Origin of the sequence: Saccharomonospora sp. CUA-673 (assembly GCF_001942305.1) — a bacterium.
GTDB lineage: Bacteria > Actinomycetota > Actinomycetes > Mycobacteriales > Pseudonocardiaceae > Prauserella.
This window is the reverse complement of sequence record NZ_MKKE01000020.1, coordinates 39,916-61,413: the sequence shown is the minus strand read 5'-3', so window position 1 is coordinate 61,413 and position 21,498 is coordinate 39,916. Positions and strand designations below refer to the sequence as shown.

General features: G+C 67.7%; 20 protein-coding genes and 1 pseudogene. 13 read left to right on the top strand and 8 right to left on the bottom strand.

The genetic code is table 11. The features are described from left to right. The first annotated feature begins 347 nt into the window (after nucleotides 1–347). The 3 genes from ilvA (at nucleotide 348) to BJF85_RS27945 (ending at nucleotide 2,291) form a co-directional block, all read left to right on the top strand. Nucleotides 348–1,586 carry a threonine ammonia-lyase IlvA gene (ilvA, locus tag BJF85_RS10935; RefSeq protein WP_075847072.1) on the top strand — a complete coding sequence of 413 codons (1,239 nt, stop codon included), beginning with the start codon at nucleotides 348–350 and terminating at the stop codon, nucleotides 1,584–1,586. 94 nt (nucleotides 1,587–1,680) lie between these two features. Continuing rightward, entirely contained in the window at nucleotides 1,681–2,121 is a 441-nt protein-coding gene (locus BJF85_RS10930) for a hypothetical protein (RefSeq protein ID WP_075847070.1), read from the top strand. Next, the gene (locus BJF85_RS27945) at nucleotides 2,118–2,291 is read left to right on the top strand and encodes a hypothetical protein (RefSeq protein ID WP_158056887.1); all 174 of its coding nucleotides are present in this window, start codon (nucleotides 2,118–2,120) and stop codon (nucleotides 2,289–2,291) included. Before BJF85_RS10930 ends, BJF85_RS27945 begins: the two co-directional genes overlap by 4 nt. 5 nt (nucleotides 2,292–2,296) lie before the next feature. Here the strand turns inward: BJF85_RS27945 and BJF85_RS10925 are convergent, their stop codons facing one another. The 4 genes from BJF85_RS10925 to BJF85_RS10905 form a co-directional block, all read right to left on the bottom strand. Then, nucleotides 2,297–2,932, bottom strand: coding sequence for a hypothetical protein (locus BJF85_RS10925; RefSeq protein ID WP_139320575.1), 636 nt, complete (start codon nucleotides 2,930–2,932; stop codon nucleotides 2,297–2,299). A gap of 212 nt (nucleotides 2,933–3,144) precedes the next feature. Then, nucleotides 3,145–5,151, bottom strand: a complete 2,007-nt coding sequence (locus BJF85_RS27265) for a hypothetical protein (protein WP_139320574.1) — start codon at nucleotides 5,149–5,151, stop codon at nucleotides 3,145–3,147. 3 nt (nucleotides 5,152–5,154) lie between these two features. After that, nucleotides 5,155–5,589 (bottom strand): hypothetical protein, encoded by a 435-nt coding sequence (locus BJF85_RS10910; protein WP_139320573.1) that lies wholly within the window; start codon nucleotides 5,587–5,589, stop codon nucleotides 5,155–5,157. Nucleotides 5,590–6,534: 945 nt separating this feature from the next. Beyond that, nucleotides 6,535–7,296 carry an IclR family transcriptional regulator gene (locus BJF85_RS10905; RefSeq protein ID WP_075847060.1) on the bottom strand — a complete coding sequence of 254 codons (762 nt, stop codon included), beginning with the start codon at nucleotides 7,294–7,296 and terminating at the stop codon, nucleotides 6,535–6,537. A gap of 76 nt (nucleotides 7,297–7,372) precedes the next feature. On the opposite strand from BJF85_RS10905, the pseudogene pcaH reads away from it, so the two are divergent. From pcaH to BJF85_RS10880, 5 genes and pseudogenes are all read left to right on the top strand, one after another. Next, a pseudogene (gene pcaH, locus BJF85_RS10900) lies at nucleotides 7,373–8,118 on the top strand (protocatechuate 3,4-dioxygenase subunit beta). Beyond that, entirely contained in the window at nucleotides 8,111–8,668 is a 558-nt protein-coding gene (gene pcaG, locus BJF85_RS10895) for a protocatechuate 3,4-dioxygenase subunit alpha (RefSeq protein WP_075847058.1), read from the top strand. The pseudogene pcaH and the gene pcaG overlap by 8 nt, the downstream one beginning before the upstream one ends. After that, nucleotides 8,665–9,849 (top strand): lyase family protein, encoded by a 1,185-nt coding sequence (locus tag BJF85_RS10890; protein WP_075847056.1) that lies wholly within the window; start codon nucleotides 8,665–8,667, stop codon nucleotides 9,847–9,849. The genes pcaG and BJF85_RS10890 overlap by 4 nt, the downstream gene beginning before the upstream one ends. A gap of 56 nt (nucleotides 9,850–9,905) precedes the next feature. Continuing rightward, nucleotides 9,906–10,283, top strand: a complete 378-nt coding sequence (gene pcaC / locus BJF85_RS10885; RefSeq protein WP_075847054.1) for a 4-carboxymuconolactone decarboxylase — start codon at nucleotides 9,906–9,908, stop codon at nucleotides 10,281–10,283. After that, nucleotides 10,280–11,470 (top strand): 4-hydroxybenzoate 3-monooxygenase, encoded by a 1,191-nt coding sequence (locus BJF85_RS10880; protein ID WP_075847052.1) that lies wholly within the window; start codon nucleotides 10,280–10,282, stop codon nucleotides 11,468–11,470. Before pcaC ends, BJF85_RS10880 begins: the two co-directional genes overlap by 4 nt. Before the next feature lie 43 nt (nucleotides 11,471–11,513). On the opposite strand, the gene BJF85_RS10875 is transcribed toward BJF85_RS10880, so the two are convergent. Then, the gene (locus BJF85_RS10875) at nucleotides 11,514–12,338 is read right to left on the bottom strand and encodes an SAM-dependent methyltransferase (protein WP_075847050.1); all 825 of its coding nucleotides are present in this window, start codon (nucleotides 12,336–12,338) and stop codon (nucleotides 11,514–11,516) included. 155 nt (nucleotides 12,339–12,493) lie between these two features. Between BJF85_RS10875 and BJF85_RS10870 the strand changes: the two genes are divergently transcribed. Together BJF85_RS10870 and BJF85_RS10865 are read left to right on the top strand one after the other, a co-directional pair. Continuing rightward, nucleotides 12,494–12,994: a MarR family winged helix-turn-helix transcriptional regulator gene (locus tag BJF85_RS10870; protein ID WP_255375550.1), complete on the top strand. Its 501-nt coding sequence runs from the start codon at nucleotides 12,494–12,496 to the stop codon at nucleotides 12,992–12,994. A 90-nt stretch (nucleotides 12,995–13,084) separates the two neighbouring features. After that, nucleotides 13,085–14,542, top strand: coding sequence for an aldehyde dehydrogenase family protein (locus BJF85_RS10865; protein ID WP_075847048.1), 1,458 nt, complete (start codon nucleotides 13,085–13,087; stop codon nucleotides 14,540–14,542). Between the two features lie 80 nt (nucleotides 14,543–14,622). Here the strand turns inward: BJF85_RS10865 and BJF85_RS10860 are convergent, their stop codons facing one another. The 3 genes from BJF85_RS10860 to BJF85_RS10850 form a co-directional block, all read right to left on the bottom strand. Then, nucleotides 14,623–16,116, bottom strand: coding sequence for a long-chain fatty acid--CoA ligase (locus tag BJF85_RS10860; protein WP_075847046.1), 1,494 nt, complete (start codon nucleotides 16,114–16,116; stop codon nucleotides 14,623–14,625). A gap of 27 nt (nucleotides 16,117–16,143) precedes the next feature. Continuing rightward, entirely contained in the window at nucleotides 16,144–17,010 is an 867-nt protein-coding gene (locus tag BJF85_RS10855) for a p-hydroxycinnamoyl CoA hydratase/lyase (protein ID WP_075847084.1), read from the bottom strand. A gap of 196 nt (nucleotides 17,011–17,206) precedes the next feature. Further along, nucleotides 17,207–17,788 carry a PadR family transcriptional regulator gene (locus BJF85_RS10850; protein WP_075847044.1) on the bottom strand — a complete coding sequence of 194 codons (582 nt, stop codon included), beginning with the start codon at nucleotides 17,786–17,788 and terminating at the stop codon, nucleotides 17,207–17,209. A gap of 111 nt (nucleotides 17,789–17,899) precedes the next feature. Between BJF85_RS10850 and BJF85_RS10845 the strand changes: the two genes are divergently transcribed. The 3 genes from BJF85_RS10845 to BJF85_RS10835 are packed head-to-tail and all read left to right on the top strand — an operon-like array spanning nucleotide 17,900 to nucleotide 21,453. After that, entirely contained in the window at nucleotides 17,900–19,066 is a 1,167-nt protein-coding gene (locus tag BJF85_RS10845) for an aromatic ring-hydroxylating dioxygenase subunit alpha (RefSeq protein WP_083666229.1), read from the top strand. Continuing rightward, nucleotides 19,066–20,073, top strand: a complete 1,008-nt coding sequence (locus tag BJF85_RS10840; protein ID WP_075847042.1) for a PDR/VanB family oxidoreductase — start codon at nucleotides 19,066–19,068, stop codon at nucleotides 20,071–20,073. The genes BJF85_RS10845 and BJF85_RS10840 overlap by 1 nt, the downstream gene beginning before the upstream one ends. A gap of 36 nt (nucleotides 20,074–20,109) precedes the next feature. Continuing rightward, the gene (locus BJF85_RS10835; RefSeq protein WP_075847040.1) at nucleotides 20,110–21,453 is read left to right on the top strand and encodes an aromatic acid/H+ symport family MFS transporter; all 1,344 of its coding nucleotides are present in this window, start codon (nucleotides 20,110–20,112) and stop codon (nucleotides 21,451–21,453) included. The last annotated feature ends 45 nt before the right edge of the window (nucleotides 21,454–21,498 follow it).

The following is a 21,498-nucleotide window of genomic DNA, read 5'->3' as shown; positions in this document are numbered from 1 at the left end:
GCTTGGGCACAACAACATCCTTCCACGCCCACCTCTCGGCAAGCGAACTCAGATGTCACACACCCCTTCAGCAGCCCCAGGGTGTCCATTCGCGGCCAGGTTTGTCGCCGGCCGCTACACGGTCGATCCGGGAAGAACGGTAGATTGCTGCATCTTCCGCAATGGCCGCGAGGGCCACTTCAGCGCGAAGGTGTTCAGGGTCTCCCTGATCTTGTAGAAGAGTAGCGGCGTGTGTGTGGCCCGTCGGTCGTGCTGGCTGGGTTCCGACCGTGCTCGTCCGGCTACTCGTGGTTCAAAAGTACGACAGGAGGACTGCGTTGGCTGAGAACGTCCCGGACGCCGGAGCCGTGAGCGCGGCGGATGTCACTGAGGCGGCCACCCGGTTCGCCGGCGTGATCCAGCCGAGCCCGTTGCAGCGTAACGAGCGGCTGTCCCAACGGCACGGCCTCGAGGTGTGGCTCAAGCGCGAGGATCTCAACACGGTGCGCTCGTACAAGGGCCGCGGCGCGTACAACCTCATCGCCTCCCTCAGCGACGATGAGCGTTCGCGGGGCGTCGTGTGCGCCAGCGCAGGAAACCACGGACAGGGCGTCGCGTTCGCATGCGCCGCGCTTGGTGTCAGCGCGCGGGTGTACCTGCCGAGGACGACGCCGAGGCAGAAGCGTGACCGGGTCGGCCGGTTCGGCGGCCAGTATGTGCAGATCGTTGTTGAGGGCGAGACCTACGACGACTGCGCGGCGGCTGCACGTGAGTACGCCAAGAACACCGGCGCTGTTGTTATCCCGGCTTTCGACGACCCGCGCACCATCGCGGGCCAGGGCACTGTTGTGAAGGAGGTTGTCGAGCAGCTCGGCCGGGTTCCCGACGTGGTCGTGGTCCCGGTCGGCGGTGGCGGGCTGCTCGCTGGGACTTTCACGTGGCTGCGCGAGACGGATCCGGAGGTGAGGGTCGTCGGCGCCGAGCCGCAGGGCGCGGCGAGCATGGCACGTGCTCTCGCCGAGGACGGGCCGGTACCGCTCGAGGACGTCGACCCGTTTGTCGACGGTGCCGCGGTGCGGCAGGTCGGGCGGCACACGTTCGCCGTGGCGGCGGAGCAGCAGCCGCGGCTCGTGGCGGTGCCGGAGGGGCAGATCTGCGTAGAGATGCTCGACCTGTACCAGTCTGACGGGATCATCGCCGAGCCAGCTGGCGCGCTTGCGTCGGCGGCGTTGGGCCTCGACTTGGGTTTGCCCGAGGGCGCGACCGTGGTCTGCATCCTCTCAGGCGGCAATAATGACGTCAGCCGATACAACGAGATCGTCGAGCGGGCACTCGTCTTCCAGGGCCGCAAGCACTATTTCCTGGTCGAGTTCCCACAGGAGCCGGGCGCGCTGCGCCGGTTCCTCGACGACATCCTCGGCCCCGACGACGACATCACGCGCTTCGAGTACGTCAAGCGCAACAACCGTGAAACCGGCCCCGCGCTGGTCGGCGTCGAGCTGGGTGCCCCGGAGAATCTGGAGCCCATGCTCAAGCGGATGGATGCAGCCCCGCACCGCATCGAGCAGGTGTCACCGGACAGTCCCCTGTTCACCTTCCTGGTCTGACTTCCGCTCGGAAGGCGCCACTGTGGGGTCACGTTTCGTAACGGCATGCATGCCATTCGCCAGAGGCGCCGGTGAGACCGATGGAGCTGACGTCGTGACCAGGCGCGGTGCGACCTTGCTGGTCCTAGCCGGTCAGCCATCCGTAGACCAGCGGCGGATTGGCATCACCTATGCGTTCCAGCGCTGGGCGAGCTGTTTCGATGTCGCGCCATCGGACGTGGGCGGGGTTGCCGGTCGTAAGCACTCTGGCGTCGATGGCCGGCATGTCGCGAACCCCGTCAGCGCTGATCCCTTTCGCGTCAGCAGCATCGAACTACCGTCGGAAGGCCGGCGCATCGCCGTCATCGGCCAGCGTGATGATCGTGTCGATGAGGTCAGCTCGGCGCGGGTCCTCCACTTCTTCCGGTCGAGCAGATCGACGTGCATGTGGGACCAGAGCGTTTCGTCCGCGCTCCGGTCTATCGGCCCACTCCGGGGGACCGGTACCGAGAACACCGTCGCCAATGCCGTGGCGATGACCGCGCCGTCGGCGTGACACACCTGCTCAGGGACATCAAACCCCTGGACTACCGAGGCAGCGCGAACCTGCTCGGGCGCTACATCAACCAGGGCCGATCCCAACACGAGCGGGGGCTCGATCTCGCCGATGCCGTCCACGGCTTCCCGGAACTGCCGGCGGCCAGGCAACGCCACCCGGCTACGTGAGTGGATCACGTCGTCTCAGAGCCGGAGGAGTTCTCATCCGTTCTATGCGATCCGAGCTGCAAGCTGCTCTCGTCGGTGGCTTCGGCCTGGCGGTCGGTGCTTGTGGGCGTCGACAAATTGTCCAGCCGCTGAACGAGATCGTGACGCTGGAAATGATCTAGATACTCGCGGAACAGGCCCAGCATCGCTCGGTGTTTCGTGGGCGTGGTGGTTTCGATAAAGTTGATCAGGATGTGGGCGAACGAATCTTGCTCGCTCAGCTGTTCTGCTGTGCGATGCTTCCGCGCACTGTCCATTTTATCGAGCATCGCCTCGAACGACGAGGCTGATAGCACGGCCAACATATCGGGTCCCTGGTCTGCCCACCAAGACCACGCCATCCCATGATCTTCGAACAGGTCCTCCCGTGCGCGCGCTCGCGTTCGCTCCCGGTCGGCCCGGATGCGTTCGTCACGAAGGCTCGCAAGGTAGTCGTTGGTAGCGACTTCACTGTTTGTGGCTGGAGCGAGATTGACAAACCCGCCGATCATGGCATCGAGGGGTGCAGAGGACTTCTCCGGGACGGCCAGTTCAGCGTTGATGGCCAGCTCGACGGCCCTGACATGCGTAACCAACCGCACGGCAGCATGACGTTCCGTCACCTGCCTAACCCTGTTGAGGGCTGCGTTGCTGGCCTGGTGGTGCCAGTCGTTATCCAGCGCAGTTGTACCGGGATTGTCAGGATTTCGTTTGCCTGCCGGCGACCACCTTGGATGGAGCCATGCGTCGAAGTCGGCGCCGGGAACATAGCTGGTGATGACTGTGTGGACTACCAATGGGTCATCAGGGACTTGAGCACGGTGTTTCCGTCGGCTCATGCCTGTGTTTGCCTCTGCTGGCGGTGGTAAAGCATGAGGTCACGCATCACCTTTTGGTGCAACTTGTCTGACACGTGTTTGAAGACCAGCGTCGCTAGACTCAAGTCCGTATCCAGATGCAGCACAGGCATACAGATCGCGAGTACGGTGCCTTCGTCGAGTTTTCCAGCTTCGCTTGCACCGATCCATGTGTCCATAGCTCGTGCGCACGGCCCCGGTCCCAACGCTGTTAGCGACTCTTGCCAGCATTGCACTAACGTCGCACGCATCGCCTCGTCACTGTTGGCATCGCGTATCAGACGTGGAACAACCAAGGTGTCGTCCTGGTATGTGGCGATCTCCAAGAACATCTGCGCACCACTTCGCGGGTTGCTCGTCAGCATCGCCGTTACGGTCTCCATCACAGAAGGCCGGAGGTCGTCCCGCTCCGCAAGTGCTCCCAACGCCCGGCCAACCGTCCGCAGGACATCAAGTGAGGCGTGAGGGTTGGTGAGCACTCGGCCGAGTCGCGTCAGCGCGAGGTCTGTACGTTCGATACCGATCCTGCCGCCGCAAACGGCGGCAGCCAAGTCGAGTAGCAACGGGTCTTTGCTCGATGCCCATCCGGAAATGCGGTTTCGGACATAGGAACCGATACCAGGATCCAGAACGCTCTCGTTAAGAATCATGACAGCAAGCTCGCGATGGCCAACCTTCGCTTGGTTTCGGGCGAAATCAACCACATGCTGCGAGATTCCCCTGCGTATTCCCAAGCCTGCGATAACGGATGCAATCCTTTCGCGTCGTGCCCGTGATACCTTGTCAGCAGTGGCGAGTCGGACAAGCCAGTCCAGCAAGGTGGGATGCAGCTTGGGGCGCTGTCGCCACACATGATCGAGAACGGCAGTATCGAAGCCAGGGCGCTTGTCGTTCAGTGACACGAAGTGGTCAAGGCCGATATCTGCCCCCGTGCTGGCAAGGCGCTCCACGAGATCAGGGGCGCGAAGCGGGTTGCGAATCGTGTTCTCTTCGTTCGCGACCTCCAAGAGGTTATCGGCAGCATTCACGATTTCTTGGTCGAGCGCCCTCCCGAGCGCGGCGGCAGCGATAAGGATTGCGCGATCGTAGATATCCGTCTTCTCTCGGAACCATGTCCGGAGATGCTCAGACCAGTTGCGAAACTCATCAATCGCAATCTTCTGCGCACTGACGGTGCCGTCTTCTGACTGTTCGGCGCGCGAAATGGCTGACGCCAAACGTGTGGCATTGGTAGGAGATAATGATCCTTCAGTTAATGTGGTCGAGAACGGCGGCTCGTGGAGCCACTCGATACGGTCTTCACGTCGAAATCGGTTCCGGAGCGCAGCTATTGCGACATCGGTCGCACATGGCTTCTGCCATGACACAGTGATCGACTGAGCGGAGGTCTCACAGCGCTGCCAGACTTCCGGTGTGACAAGCACGACGAGGAATGATCCGAGTTTACTCAACTTCGCCGCATGTTCTTTCAAGCTCGCCCCGAACTGGCTTGACGGACGAGCGTCAACCTTCCCCGCAGGATCGAGCTTGTCCACGCTGTCTGAGAGGTCGAGAAGGTAACCGTAGCGAGCGAGGCGTGGAAGTGACTCGGCCTGGGGGCGAAGCCAACTTGGGCGCAAGCGGCGGAACTCCCGGATCGGGGATCCGTCACGGCGCACTTGTTCTTCAGCCGCAGCAAGGAGGTTGAGTGCCCCAGTGTGACGCCCTGTTCCCCGTGTGGCCGACAGCACTACAACATGACTTTCGAGAAACTTTTGCTGAATCTCGACATATCCACGAGGCTGCACGAAACCAAGTCGTGCTTCCTGGAGGTCCCAGTCCATTGGTTCGGAACCGATGCCGTTGTAATGATGGTGTTCAATGTTCTCAATAACATCGCGCCCGGCGACACGAGGATTGGATCCGCGATCAGCAAAGACCGTATTTACAATCGCATGTGACGTGGCTGGTGCCGAAGCTCGATCATTACGGCTCAGGTCGGTCACTGATCACTCTCCGCGCGGTAGGTGCACATTGACATCGCCGATACCGCTGGAGATGATCCGGCTGCCACCCATCGCGACGTTGCGGTTGACAACGCTTTGCGATGCAGCCGGGCTCGCGGAACCGTCGCCGTACTCGTAAGCCAGAGCGCGAAGTTCGTCAAAATGCTCCGGGTGCTCTTCGAGGAACTCCTGGAGCCGTATGGTCCACTTGGCGTCAACACGATTGGCGATGTCGGTGTTGCTGTCGTCCTGAGCTGCTAGAAGTCGATCCTTGTCCCGCTCCAATTGCTCCTCTTCACGCGCGGCATCGTCCTTGTTCCCGCGCCCAAGGACCCTGCCAAGCCCCTCCTTGAATCCCGCCCACGCGTCGGTCGTGAACGACCTCGCCAGCGCCGCGATCACTGAGGCAACGATCGTGGTTTCCGATGTCGGATCCATATACTTGTTCCTCCCCGAGAGCATGATGCGTTAGCTCTAGCGTAGAGATCGCTTCACGTTCTTGGTCGCGGAGTCGGGACCGATTCACTCGCGAATAGCAATTAGGGTGACACTGCGTCAGATCGCGCTGCGAGGCAGGCGCCTTCTATCACTCAAACGTCGGTTTAACAGCACCTCAGAACCGCCAGCAGCGCGGCACGTGTGGTCGCAACCACGAGGTCCGCCACTCGCGAGGTAAGGAAGCTGGCCGCGCCAATTACCAAAGGCCATAGTTGGAGCTAACCGCTGCTCGGTCCAGGTTCGGCGAGAGCGGCGGTACTTCACCTGGCCGGCCGACTGCCCCGACGTAGTCGTCTGCCTTGGGTTGCGGTAAGGCCCGATTCTGGTCGGGGTCCTGCGAGCCGGCCCTGGGCCATCCTGTCACCGAGATTTAGGCCGACGTGGTAGATATTGCTCGCGGCGCCGTAGAAGGCCAAGCCTCGGGGCAACAGTACCGTCAGGGCCAGGGGTTCGCCGTCGTCACACGTAGTGACGACGGCGCAGGGGTGCGTGCGGGGGACACGGTCCGGTGCCCGCCGGGCCAGCACCGGGACCGAGGTGCAGCCGAGACTCTGATGGCGCACTCGTCGGACTGATCGCGGGCCCGGCGGCGCGCCCTGGTTGGAACCGGTGACCGACGAGCAGTACCGAGCTGTGCACGACGGAGTCTGACGTGCGCAGCCGTATTGAGCCGGGGTGATGCCGCAGCCGTCGTGGACACTTGCCGAGGCCTGGGTGCGAGTTTGGGTGCGAAATGGTTGCTCGTGGTGCCTCGTTCGCACCCATCGTGACGTCCCGTGCAAGCGTTTCCACTGGTAAGAGCGCTGTGCGACGCCTGCCGGATGCCTCATAATCCCTTGGCCGTCGGTTCAAGTCCGACCCGGCCCACCACCAGGAACGATCGGGTCACGGCAGGCTGCGGGCGATGCCCTGCGCGGCGACGTGCAGGGCGGTCAGCAGCCGGGTGCGTTCCCGTTTGAGCGTCGGCACGACGATACCCAGGGCCGCCACCACCTCCGGGCCGCTCGGGGCGGTCCGCGTGATCGGCACGGCGATGGAGCAGGCGCCGAGCGTCATCTCGTCCTCCGTCGTCGCGTGCCCCTCCCGCCGGACGGCGGCCAGCTGCCTGCGCAACCGATCCGGCCGGGTGATCGTGTGGACGGTCGGCTTGCGCAGGTCGGCGGCCAGGTAGGCGTCCCGGAGCTGCTCCGGCGCGTGGGCCAGCAGCACCTTGCCCACCCCCGTGGCGTGCAGCGGGAGCCGCGAGCCGGGCCGGCTGACGACCGGCACCGACGCGCGCCCCGACAGCCGGTCGAGGTACAGCACCTCCATGCCGTCCCGCACGGCCAGGTGCACCGTCGCGCGGGTGGCCGCGTGGATGTCGCTGAGGAACGGCGAGGCGACCTGCTGCAGTTCGGTCTGCTCGGGGGCCAGCCGGCCCACGTCCCACAACCGCCTGCCGATCACGTACCTGCCGTCGTCGCCGCGGGTCAGAGCCTCGCCCGCCGCGAGCTCGCGCAGCAGGCGGTGCACCGTCGGCACCGGCAGGCCGGTGCGGCGCGCCACCTCGGAGACCCCGAGCCTGCGATGCCCGTTGTCGAACGCGTACAGCACCGCCAGCACCCGCGACACCACGGTGGCACCGGGCGTCGACACGTTGCCCGCCATGCTCACCCTCCGACTGTTTTCACTGAGTGAAAGTCAAGCCTAGCCCCCGTCGTGATCTCCGCGCACGATGTGACCCATGACGCCCGCAACGCAGCGGTCCATCTCCGACGAGATCACCCGGATCCACGCCGAGGCCGAACCCGGCGAGACCCGGACCCGGCTGGACTTCGCCCCGTACCGCAGTTCGACACTCCGCCACCCCACCCGGCTCCCGCTGGCCGTCGACCCCGAGGACGTCGAACTGTCGCGCCCGTGTTCGGTGAGTCCGATGTGGACCCCACCGAGGCGGATCTGACCCTGCACCCCCAGGGTGAACCGATCGGCGAACGGATGGTGGTCACGGGCCGGGTCCTCGACGCCGACGGTCGCCCCATACGCCACCAGTTGGTCGAGATCTGGCAGGCCAACGCCGCGGGGCGGTACGTGCACAAACGCGATCAGCACCCGGCGCCCCTCGACCCGCACTTCCACGGCGCGGGCCGGTGCCTGACCGACGACGACGGCCGCTACCGGTTCACCACCGTCAAACCCGGTCCGTATCCGTGGCGCAACCACCACAACGCCTGGCGGCCCGCCCACATCCACTTCTCGCTGTTCGGTCACGAGTTCACCCAGCGACTCGTGACACAGATGTACTTCCCCGGCGACCCGCTGTTCCCGTTCGACCCCATCTACCAGTCGATCACCGACGGGAAGGCCCGCGACCGACTCGTCGCCGCGTACGACCACGACCTGACGACCCACGAGTGGGCCACCGGATACCGCTGGGACATCGTGCTCACCGGCACGCACGCGACGCCGATGGAGGACGAGCATGTCTGAACTCGCCCCGACGCCGGGCCAGACCGTCGGCCCGTTCTTCCACTACGCACTCCCCTACGACGACGGCCCGCGGCTGTCCCCTCTCGGAGCCGCAGACAGCATCCGGCTGCACGGCAGGGTCTACGACGGTGCCGGCGAACCGGTTCCGGATGCGCTCCTCGAGATCCGCCAGGCCGACGCCGCAGGCCGCATTGCCCGGTCGGAGGGGTCGCTGCGCCGGGACGGCCGGTTCACCGGCTGGGGCCGGGCGGCCACCGACTCTGCCGGCCGCTACGACTTCACGACCGTCGAACCGGCGCCCGCGCGCGAGGGCGCCGCCGCGTACGTCGCCGTCACGGTCTTCGCCCGCGGGCTGCTCGACCGGCTGTTCACCCGCATCTACGTGCCCGCACCCGGTCTCGAGTCCGACCCCGTGCTCGGCACACTGCCCGACGAGCGCCGCGCCACTCTGATCGCCGAGCGCGACGCCGACGGCAATCTGCGCCACGACATCCGGCTGCAGGGCGACCGCGAGACCGTGTTCCTGACCTTCCCCGGACACGACCGATGAGCGGCCTGCTCGAACCGGGTGCGCATCGCGGCGCCGAACTCACCGACGACGCCGCGGTGGCCGAAGCGCTGCGGCGGGTCGCGATCGCGTGGGTGCGTGCCCTGGCCGCGACCGGCGACCTGGATGGGGACGAGGCCGAGCGCATCACGCGGGCTCTCACCGCCGCACGCCTCGACGTCGACGAGCTGGCCCGCGACGCGGAGTCCTCGGGAAACCCGGTCGTGCCGCTCGTGGCGGCCCTGCGGCGCGCCGTGGACGACGACCGGCTCAACCGCACCGTCCATCGTGGACTGACCAGTCAGGACGTGCTCGACACCGCGCTCATGTTGGTGTCCGGTGCCGCGTTCCACCGGATCGGCGACGACCTCACCACGGCGGCCGGCCACCTGGCGGCACTCGCGGCGCGGTACCGCGACGACGTCATGCCGGGCCGCACCCTCACCCAGCACGCCGTCCCGGTGACGTTCGGGCTGACCGCGGCGCAGTGGCTGGCGGGCGTGCTCGACGCCCGCGACGCCGCGGCCGCGCGCGCGAGCACCCTTCCGGTGCAGTGCGGCGGCGCGGCGGGAACGCTGTCCCTGACGGCCGACCTGGCCGCAGATCCGATCGCGACGGCCCGGGCGTTCGCCGGCGAACTCGACCTCCGGTGGCCCGGCCTGCCCTGGCACTCCCGCCGCCGCCCGATCACCGACGTCGGTGACGCGCTGGTCGGCGTGTGCGATGCGGCCGGAGTGATCGCCACCGACGTCACCGTGCTCGGCAGGCCGGAGATCGGCGAGGTCAGGGAGGGCACCGCAGATGGACACGGCGGTTCGTCGACCATGCCGCACAAGCGGAACCCGGTGCTGTCGGTCCTGATCCGCGGTGCGGCGCTGCAGGCCCCGCAGCTCGGCGCCACCCTGCACCTGGCCGCGGCGCAGGCCGTCGACCAACGTCCCGACGGCGCATGGCACGCCGAATGGCCGGCACTGCGCCGGCTGCTGGAGCTGACCACCACGGCCGCCTCGCAGACGGCCGGTCTCGTCGGCGGCCTCGAGGTCGACGTCGCCGCGATGCGCGCCCACGCCGACGCCGCGGCGGACGAGCTGCTCGCCGAACGCGGCGGAACCGGGACTCCCGGCGACTACGTCGGTGCCGCGGGCCGTTTCGTCGACGCCGTGCTCGACCGGTACCGCGGCTGAGCCCGGCCCGCCGACGACACGAGCACTCCACCACGACGACTCCGACGGGAGATGCGATGAGCGACCGCTACGACGACGGGATGCGCGTGCGCCGCGACGTACTCGGCGACGACCACGTCGACCGGGCCGAGGCGGCCAAGGACGCCTTCACCGAGGACTTCCAGGACCTGATCACGCGGTACGCGTGGGGCAGTGTGTGGACCCGCCCCGGACTCGACCGGCGGATGCGCAGCGTCGCGGTGCTCACCGCACTGCTCGCCCGCGGCCATTGGGACGAGTTCGCCATGCACGTGCGCGCGGCCCTGCGCAACGGCCTGAGCCGCGAGGAGATCGGCGAGGTCATCCTGCAGAGCGCGGTGTACTGCGGCGTTCCCACCGCCAACCACGGATTCGCGGTCGCGCGCCGGGTCCTCGCCGAGAGCGAGCAGGAATGACCGCACGGGAGATCACCACGACGCGGGTGGGGATCGTCGGCGGCGGTCCGGCCGGGCTCATGCTGTCGCACCTGCTCGCCCGCCGCGGCATCGACTCGGTCGTCGTCGACCACCGCGAGCGCACCGAGATCGAACGCACCGCCAGGGCGGGCATCCTGGAGGCCGACAGCGTCCGGCTGCTCAGCGAGACCGGCGTCTCGCGGCGGGTGCTGACCGAGGGCGATCAGCACCACGGCACGTGCCTCGCCTTCGGCGGCGAGATCCACCGCATCGACTTCCAGGAGCTGGCCGGCGCGTCGGTGTGGCTGTACCCGCAGACCGAGGTGTTCGTCGATCTCGCCGACGCGCGGGCCGCTGACGGGGCGGACGTGCGGTTCGGGGTCCGCGACACGACCGTGCACGACGTCACCACCGCGCGTCCTGCGATCCGGTTCACCGGCGCCGACGGCCGCGCCCACGAGGTCCGGTGCCGTTACCTCGTCGGCGCCGACGGCTCGCACAGTCTGTGCCGGCACGAGGTCCCGGAGTCCGAGATCCGGCAGTACCGCAAGGAGTATCCGTACGCCTGGTTCGGGATTCTGTGCGAGGCACCGAAAAGCGCTCCGGAACTGATCTACAACCATTCCGATCGCGGGTTCGCGTTGATCAGCCAACGCACCGAGACCACGCAGCGGATGTACTTCCAGTGCGATCCGGACACCGACGTCGCCGACTGGTCGGACGATCGCATCTGGACGGAGCTGCAGGCGCGGGTCGGTGCGAACGGGCACGAGCTCGTCGAGGGGCCGATCGTCGACCGGTCGGTACTGCGCTTTCGCAGCAACGTCGTCGAGCCGATGCGCCACGGCGCCATGGTGCTGGCCGGGGACGCCGCGCACACCGTTCCGCCCACGGGAGCGAAAGGCCTCAACCTCGCGCTCGCCGACGCCGCCGTGCTCGCCGAGGTGCTCGAACAGGCTCTCGCCGCGGATGACGACGACGTGCTCGATGAGTACACGCGGCGCGCGCTGGATCGGGTGTGGCGTTCCCAGCACTTCTCGTACTGGATGACCGCGATGCTGCACCGCGGCCCGGGAGCCGACGAGTTCGACCTCCGCCGCCAGGTCGCCGAGCTGCGCTCGGTGGTCCGGTCCACCGCCGGTGCGACCTACCTCGCCGAGGCCTACACGGGCTGGCCCGCGCCCTGAACCGGCGCACCGGCCGGCCCGTCACCGGAGCCGGCCACCGGTGTCACGGCTTGTAGCCGACGACGGCGAACACACCGGACAGTTCCGGCTTCTCGCCCACGTCCTCCGGGGAGTCCGGGTGCCATTCCGGGGTGAACACGATGCCGGGGTCGACCAGGTCGAAACCCGACATCAGTTCCCGGACCTCCTCGCGGCTGCGCAGGTGGATGGGCTCGCTCGTGCCCTTGCTCAGCTCGACCGCCCGGAACATCTCCTCGTCCTGGTGGTCGCCGGTGAAGCTCGACAGCGCCAGATAGCTACCAGGGGCGAGTACGTTGCGGTAGCGGGTGATCATCGTGGCGGCGTCCCGCTCGCCGGGCGGGAAGTAGTGCACGAGCGCGGACATCAGGACCATCACCGGCTGGTCGAAATCGAGCAGCCGCCGCGTCGTGGGATGTCCGAGGACCTCGTCGACCCGCTCGGCGTCGGCGCCGATCATCTCGGCGCGGTCGTTGTCCTCCAACACGATCGCGCTGTGCGCCACGGCGATGCGCTCGTTGTCGACGTAGACGACCTTCGACTCCGGGTCGAATTCCTGGGCGATCTCGTGCACCTGCCCCACCGTCGGCATGCCCGATCCCAGGTCGAGGAACTGCCGGATCCCCTGGCGTGCGCCGTAACGCACGGCGCGGCGCAGCCAGTACCGGTTCAGCAGGGCCGTGTCGCGGGCACGCGGCATCGCGGTCATGACCTCGTCCACGAGCTGGCGGTCCATCGCGTAGTTGAGGTCCCCGCCCAGCACGTAGTCGTACATCCGCGCCGGATTCGGCTTGTCGAGCTCGAGATCCTTGCCCGCGAACCTGTCCGCGTCGTTGCCACCGGCCGTCATCGCACTCCCCAGTCCTTCGCATCCGGCATGTCGTCAAGATCCATCGTAGGGATACCACCCGGCGAGCGATCGCACAGCCACGTCCACGCAGTCACGCCACGCGCCGTGCGTTCGGATTTCTCCTCCCGGGACAGGCGCGTGGAATCATACGGACCGTGAGTGACCACATCGCAGGACAGCACGGCGGCGCACCGGACGGTGAGCCCACGCCGCCGTTGACGCTCTACCTCGTCAAACGACTGGAGCTGGCCATCCGCGCGCTGATGGACGACGCGTTGCGGCCGTTCGGGCTGACGACGCTGCAGTACACGGCGCTGACGGTGCTCCGGGCGCGCGGTGGGACGTCGTCGGCACAGTTGGCGAGGCGCGCGTTCCTGCGTCCGCAGACGATGCACGAAATGGTCCTCACCCTCGAGAAGCGCGGCTATCTGCGCCGCGAGGCCGATCCTGCCAACAAGCGGGTGCTGCTCGCCACCCTCACCGAGGACGGACAGGATCTGCTCGACCGCTGCTCCCCCGCAATCCACGAACTGGAGTCGGCACTCACCGCGGGACTGTCGAGCGGCCAGCGCGAGATCTTCCGTGAAGGGCTCGAACACGGCATCACCACGCTCACCGCACTGACCGGCGATCCCTCCCGCACGACCGAGGCCTGACTTTTCGGACCTGACCGGCCCGAACACCTTGCATCCGAACTCTACACCCATCATCATCAGGGAACCTGACATAAAGATGGGGAGTGAGCAATGCGGCTACTCGACAGCACCTCGTGGCAGGGACGGGTGTCCAGCGACGGCTGGACGGCCGCCGAGGGTGGCACCTATCCGGCCACGGAGCCGGCCACCGGGTCGGCGCTGGCCGACGTCGGACACGCCACCGCCGGCCAGGCCACCCGCGCAGCACAGCGAGCCGGTGAGGCGCAGCGCGACTGGGCGGCGACCTCCGCCTTCGAACGGGCCGCGGTGCTGTCCCGCGCCGCGACCCTGTTCGCCGAGAACGCCGACGAGATCGCCGAATGGATCGTGCGGGAAGCGGGTTCCACGCGGTTCAAGGCCGACATCGAGGTGCAGGCCGCCGTGGCCGAATGCACCGAGGCCGCCGCACTGGCCACCGCCCCGTACGGGCAGCTGCTGCACTCGCCGATGCCGCGCATCAGCGTCGAACGCCACGTGCCCGCGGGCGTCGTCACGGTCATCGCGCCGTTCAACTTCCCGCTGATCCTCGCGATCCGCTCGGTCGCGCCGGCACTCGCGCTCGGCAACAGTGTTCTGGTGAAGCCGGATCCGCGTACCGCGGTGTGCGGAGGTGTCGTTCTCGCCCGGATCTTCGAGGAGGCCGGGGTCCCCAGCGGAGTCCTGCACATGCTGCCCGGCGACGCGGACGTGGGCGGCGCGCTGATCGACGCCCCTCAGGTCCGCGTGGTGTCGTTCACCGGGTCCACGCCCGCGGGCCGGGCGATCGGTGCACGAGCCGCGGAAACGCTGACGAGGAGCCATCTCGAACTGGGCGGCAACAGCGCCCTCGTGGTGCTCGACGACGTCGACCTCGAGGCCGCCGCGTCCTGCGGCGCGTTCGGCAACTTCGTCCACTCCGGACAGGTGTGCATGGCGATCGGCAGGCACCTGGTCCACGAGTCGGTCTACGACGACTACGTCGCACTGCTCGGCAAGAAGGCCGACGCACTGACCGTCGGCGACGGCTTCCGGGAGGACGTCGCACTCGGGCCCGTCATCGACGACAAGCAGCTCCGGCACGTCACGGGCCTGGTGGAGGCCAGCGTCGCAGCAGGCGCACGGCTGGTCTCGGGCGGCACGCACGAGGGTCTGTTCCACCGTCCGACCGTGCTGGCGGACTGCACCGCCGACACCCCGGCCTACCGCGAGGAGGTGTTCGGCCCCGTCGCGTGCGTCCGGCCGTTCTCCGATGTGGACGAAGCGGCCCAGCTGGCCGCCGACAGCGAGTTCGGCCTCGCACTCGGGATTCTCACCAACGACCTCGCGCGCGCGACCGCGATCGCCGACCGGGTGCCGACCGGCCTGGTGCACATCAACGACCAGACGTTCAACGACGACCCGAACGCTCCCTTCGGCGGCGTCGGCGCGTCGGGCTCGTCCCGCGTCGGCGGGCAGCGCGCCAACCTCGAGTCGTTCACCGAGACCCAGTGGATGACCCTGCGCGCCACCGCACCGCAATACCCGTTCTGACAGGGGAACCCTGACACTCAGGGTTCCGAAGACAAAAGGCCGGGGCAGCCCCGTGGACCTGCCCCGGCCTTCCGTCGTCGTCAGCGGTAGCGCCGCCGCAACTCGCCCTTGCGCACCTTGCCCGATCCGGTCACCGGCAGCGCTTCGGCGAACTCGACCGTTTTCGGGATCTTGTAGGACGCCAGCCTGCCGCGCAGTCCGTCGAGCAGCGTGGGGGCGTCGGGCGCTGCGCCCGGCTCGAGGACGACGACCGCCTTGCCGACCTCGCCCCATTTCGCGTCGGGCACGCCGATCACGGCACAGGCCTGGACGCCGGCCAACTCGTGGAGTTCGTTCTCCACCTCGGCGGGGTAGATGTTCTCGCCGCCCGAGATGATCACGTCCTTGACCCGGTCGACGACGAACACGTAGCCGTCCTCGTCCACTGTGGCCACATCGCCGGAGTGAAACCACCCGTCCCGCAACGCGGCCGCTGTCTCGTCCGGCCTGTCCCAGTAGCCGCGCATCACGTTGGGACCGCTGACCACGACCTCGCCGCGCTGCCCCGCGGCCACCGGAACGCCCGCCGAATCCACGACCCGTACGTCGGTGAAGAACGACGGGACGCCCGCCGAGCCGATCTTGTCGGTGACGTGGTTCCGGTCGAGCAGGAGCGCGCCGGGGGCCGTCTCGGTCATGCCGTATCCCTGCACGAAGCTCAGTCCGCGCTCGAGGTAGCGCCGGATCGTCGCGATCGGCACCGGGGCGCCGCCGCACAACAACGTGCGAACACTGGACAGGTCCGCCGTCTCCCATCCGGGGTCGGCAGCCACCGCGTCGTACATCGTCGGGACGCCGAACATCACGGTGATCCGTTCCCGTTCGACCGCCCGGAGGACCTCCGCCGGATCGAAGCCCGACTGCAGCACCACCCGGCCGCCTTTGAGCAGGGTCGGCAGGCACACCATGCCCAGCGCCGCGGTGTGGAACAGCGGTGCGACGACGAGTGTCCGCTCGTCGCTCGCGATGTCGGATTCGACGATCACGTTGATGCTGTTCCAGGTGAGGTTGCCGTGGGTCAGCATCGCGCCCTTCGGCCGTCCCGTGCTGCCGGAGGTGTACATGATCAGGCACACCTCGTCGAGTTCGACGGGGACGTCGCGATCGTCCGGGGCCGATGCGGCGAGCAGCTCCTCGTACGCCGGGCCGGTCTCGATGACCGTCAGGCGGTCGAGCGCGGCCAGCTCGGCGACCACGCCCGACCGGTCCGCGGTGTGGACGAGCACGGTCGCACCCGAGTCGGCGAGCGTGAAATCCACCTCCGAGGCGGTGAGCCGGCTGTTGACGGGGACGAAGACCGCGCCCAGAACCCCGCAGGCGAACAGCGTCTCCAGATACGCGGGGTGGTTGGGCCCGAGATACGCCACCCGGTCGCCCGCCCGGACACCACGTTCGGCGAGCACCGAGGCCAGGCGTCGCACCCGGTCCCGCAGTTCGCCGTAGGTCAGTTCCCGCCCTTCGTGAACGACGGCCACCGCGGTGGGGGTCATCCGCGCACGCCGGTCGGGCCAGGACCCCAGGCCCTGATTACGCATGGGGCTCACCTCCGTGCCGCCGGATGGTCACCTGTCGGGATCGAAGGTGCTCAATCCGGGTCGGTAGGACTTGTCGTCGAGGAACTGGGTCAGCCCCTTCGCCCGCGCTCCCGCCTGGTCGGCGAATTGCGACTGGTCGAGCTTGGCGTAGAGGTAGTCCTCGGCCTGTTCCCACGGCATCTCCTGCGCGAGTTTGTACCCGGTCTTCGCCGAGTGCAGGATGACCTGGTTCATCGAGGCGAGCTTCAGCGCGACCTCACGCGTCCGCGCGCGCAGCCGGTCGGCGGGCAACGCCTCGTTCACCAGCCGCATCCGGGCGGCCTCGCGTCCGTCGAACGGCTCGCCGGTCATGATGTGGAACAGCGCGTCCCGCTGCGGAACGGTCGCGGCGAGCGCCCTGCTGACGACGCCGCCCGGCGGGATCCCCCAGTTGACCTCGGACAGGCCGAACTGCGCCGACTCGTCGGCGAACGCCAGGTCGCAGGCCACGAGCGGCGTGAACGCTCCGCCGAAGCACCAGCCGTTGACCATCGCGACGGTCGGCTTGGACCAGTTGGCCAACCGCTTCCACTGCCATTCCGCACTCGCGCGGCGCACCTTGATCTGCACGGCCGTACTTCCGGTCGCGTCGACCTCGCGGAAGTACTCCTTGAGGTCCATCCCGGCCGAGAACGACTCCCCCGCGCCGGTCAGCACCAGGACGCGGCATCGATCGTCAGCCTCGAGATGGTCGAGCACGCGCACCATCTCGTCGTTGAGCGTGGGGTTCATCGCGTTGCGCTTGTCCGGCCGGTTGAGCGTCACCCAGGCGATGCCCTCGTCGAACTCCACCAGCACGGTGTCGCCCCACGGCTCGCCACTCGCTCCCGTCGCGTTCTGCACAGCAGCACTCATCATCAGCCAATCTCTCAGGATTCCTGATACGTTGATAGCAGCGCGGGATCGCGACCGTCAATGCGACAGCCGAAGGACAGTGAGCTGCTGTGCCACTACGCGATCCGCGACGGGTTCGACGAGATCCCTTGCAGGGCCCGAAAACTGGGCTACACGCGGGTGGTCATGACGGCGGCGAGGGGCCAGCCGTTCGTGCTCAGGCTTCGAGTTCGTCGACCAGGGTGAAGCCGTCGGCGATCCACGCCAGTTCGCTCCGGGCACGCGCGATCAGTCCGTCGTAGGCGTAGACCTTGCAGCGGACGGCCAGTTCGGCCTCACGGTCGTCGAGCTTCTCGATGCGCGCGGCGAGGATGGGATGCGTGCGGTCGACGAGGCTCGCCCGCGTGCGTTCGAGCATCGCCAGATGCTCCTCCCAGTACTCCTGCTGCTGGCGCAGTTGCTCGCGCACGGCCGCCGGATCGGCGAAGTCGAAGTACGCGGCCTTCAGGTAGGCCGGATCCCGCTGCCGCTGAGGCACCTGGGGCGAATCCATCCACGTCCGGAACTCGGCCAGCCCCTCGTCGGTGACGTGGTACTCCTTCTTCGTCCCCTTCTTCCCCCAGGGGATCTCGACCGACCGCAGCAGACCGTCCCGCTCCATCCGGTTGAGCTCGGGGTAGATCTGCGAGTCGGGTGCGTGCCACACGTGCGCGACCGACCGACTGAAGCCCTTCGAGATGTCGTACCCGGTCATCGGACGACCCGTCAGCAGCGCGATCAGCGCCCATCGCAGCGACACAATCCCCTCCTCTCCCCGACTTCTCACCGTATCCACCCTTGCCAACTCACTATATAGATAGATACTTTGTGACCTGTCCAACACATACCTACCTTCATAGGGAGTTGGCCAATGACGCTCACCTCTCCCCTCCCCACGTCCGCCACGGAACCCGCTGAGTCCACGAGCTCCACGGGCTCAGCGGCGGACCCGGCGCCGGCCAAGATCTTCAACCACCCGCGCAACACCTGGTACGTCGCGGCGTGGGACCACGAGGTCACCGGCAAGCAGCCGTTGGCACGCACCGTCGCCGGCGTCCCGCTCGCGCTGTGGCGCAACAGCGAAGGCCGGGCCGTCGCGCTCGCCGACGCCTGCTGGCACCGATTGGCGCCGCTGTCCCAGGGAAAGATCCTCGGCAACGAACTGCAGTGCCCGTACCACGGTCTGCGCTACAACTCGACCGGCCGCTGCACCGCCATGCCCGCACAGGAGACGATCAACCCGAGCGCGGTCGTGCCGTCGTATCCCGTCGTCGAGCGCTACCGGTACGTCTGGGTCTGGATGGGCGATCCCGACCTGGCCGACCCGAGCACCGTCCCGGACATGTACCAGATGGACGATCCGGAGTGGGCGGGCGACGGCGAGACCATCCACGCCGACTGCAACTACCAGCTCGTGCTCGACAACCTGATGGACCTCACGCACGAGGAGTTCGTGCACTCCTCGAGCATCGGCCAGGACGAACTCTCCGAGGCCGAGTTCGACGTGACGCACGACGAGCACACGGTCACCGTCACCCGCTGGATGCGCGACATCGACCCGCCGCCGTTCTGGCTGAAGAACCTGCGCGACAAGTTCCCCGGATTCGAGGGCAGGGTCGACCGCTGGCAGATCATCACGTTCCAGGCGCCGAGCACGATCTGCATCGACGTCGGTGTCGCCAAGGCCGGCACCGGCGCCCCCGAGGGCGACCGCAGCCAGGGCGTCAACGGGTTCGTCATGAACACGATCACCCCCGAGACCGACCGCACGTGCCACTACTTCTGGGCCTTCATGCGCAACTACTGCCTGGGCAGCCAGAGCATCACCACGCAACTGCGGCAGGCCGTGCACGGCGTCTTCCGTGAGGACGAGGACATGCTGCGGGCCCAGCAGCGCGCGATCGACGCCAACCCGGGACATCAGTTCTACAGCCTCAACATCGACGCCGGCGGGATGTGGGTACGCCGGATCCTCGAACGGATGTTGACCGCCGAAGGGCGACCGTTGGCGGCCCCCGCACCGGGGCGGGCCGTCTGATGGCGATCCAGGACCGGTCCCGCCGCCAACGGGCGCGCGTCGCCGAGACCGAGGAGATCGCCGAGAACGTCCGCCGGATCGTGCTCGAACTCGAGCAGGCCGCACCCGCGGCCCCCGGCACGCATGTGGACGTCGACGTGCCGGTACCCGGCGAGCGCCGCTCCCACCCTGTCGTGCGGTCCTACTCCGTCGTGCGGTCCGCCGGCGACGGCCGCAGGCTCACCCTCAGCGTGCAGCTCTCCCCCACCTCCCGCGGTGGTTCGGCGGCCATGCACGCACTGACCGTGGGCGACGAGCTCACCGTGACGGGACCGTTGCAGAGTTTCCCGCTCTCGGTCGGCGCGAGCCGGTACGTCCTTGTCGCCGGCGGCATCGGCGTCACCGCGCTGGCCGCCATGGCCACCGCGCTACGCCGCCGGGGCGCCGGCTACGAACTCGTGCTCGTCGGCCGCAGCCGCCGGGTCATGGCCTACGTCGACGAGCTCTGCGCCGAACACGACGACCGCGTCCGCGTGCACGTCAGTGACGAGGGCACGCCGTTGTCGATCCCCGATCTCGTGGCAGGCATCGCCGCGGACTCCCGATCGACCGAGCTCTACATGTGCGGCCCGATCCGGCTGATGGACGCGATCCGGACCAGCTGGACCGAGCACGCACTGCCGGAGACCGACCTGCGGTTCGAGACCTTCGGCTCCAGCGGCCGGTTCGCCGCCGAGGAGTTCCGGGTGCGCCTTCCCCAATGGGATCGCGAGGTCGTCGTCGCACCCGACACCTCGATCCTGGATGCACTGAACGCAGCGGGAATCGACACGCTCTCCGACTGCCGCAAGGGCGAATGCGGACTCTGCCTGGCCAAGGTCGTCGACACGGACGGAACCATCGACCACCGCGACGTCTTCCTCAGCCAGGAGCAGAAGGCACGGTCGGCCGACCTGTGCCTGTGCGTCTCGCGAGCGGTCGCCGACCGCCCCGGCGGCAACGCCACCGTCACCCTCCACCTCACCTGACCCGCCCCGCGGGCCCTCTCACATCGGGATGTTTCCATGAACATCGCTGAACGCACCGCCGCGGCGCCGATGTCCGGATACCAATGGCTGATCGTCGCCCTGTGCGCCTTCATCAACTGTCTCGACGGCTTCGACATCATGGCCGTGTCCTTCACCGGCCCCGCCGTGACCGACGAGTTCGGACTGACCGGTTCCGAATTCGGGCTCCTCGTCTCGGCCGGGCTCATCGGCATGGCCCTGGGCTCCATGCTGCTCGCCCCCTTCGGCGACCTCATCGGACGCCGGCCGATCATCGTCATCAGCCTCGTCCTCGGCACGGTCGGCATGCTCGGCGCCGCCATGGCCCCGAACATGCCGGTGATGGCGGGTTTCCGGTTCGTCACCGGCATCAGCGTGGGCGGAATCCTGGCCAGCGCCAACGTGATCGCCAGCGAGTTCTCCAACGCCAAGAACCGGGGACTCGCCATCGGTATCTACACGGCCGGCTACGGCGTCGGCGCCACCGCGGCGAGCCTGGTCGCGCAGACCGCCGTCGGCGGTGACTGGCGGATCGTGTTCTACGCAGGCGGATTCGCCAATCTGATCGCACTCGTCGTCATCCTCCTGCTGCTGCCCGAGTCGGTCGCCTATCTCGAACAGCGCCGCCCGCGGAATGCGCTGGAACGCATCAACCGCACGCTGGGCCGGATGGGCATGAACTCCGTCAGCTGGGCCGAACTCGACCAGGTCCGGTCCACTGTGGACGTCGACGGGCGCACCGGTTCGGGGTGGCTCCGGCGGTTGTTGACGCCCACGATCCTGCTCTGGGCGGCCTTCATCACGATCATGTTCGGCTTCTACTTCGTCAACAGCTGGACGCCCACGCTGTTGGTCGAGGACGGACTGTCCGAGAGCGCCGCGGTCACCGCCGGCATGGCGATCTCGATCGGCGGCACGGTCGGTTCGGTGCTCTACGGCCTCGCCGCGCGGATGCGCACGCCACGGGTCGTGCTGATCGGATTCTCGTTGCTGTCGGCCGTGATGATGGTCGTCTTCATCGTCAGCACCTCCGTCCTGTGGCTGGGTTTCTGCATCGGCGTCGTCGTCGGCGCGCTGATCAACGGCTGCATCGCCGGTCTCTACACGGTCGGGCCGACGCTGTATCCGGCGCAGCTGCGCAGTGTCGGCATGGGATGGGCCCTGGGCATGGGCCGCATCGGGGCCATCCTGTCCCCCACCGTCGCGGGAATGCTCAGGGACGCCGGCGCCACAGCGACCCAGCTCTACGTCGGCGCGGCCGCGGTGGTCGCGCTCTGCGCGATCGTCCTGGTCGGACTACGCCGCCACGACCCGGAATCCACCCCGACGGCGAAGGACGCGAAGGAGGCCAGCACCGCCTGACCCGACCCGGCACCCGAGTTCGTCCGGCACACCGTTGCTCGGTGT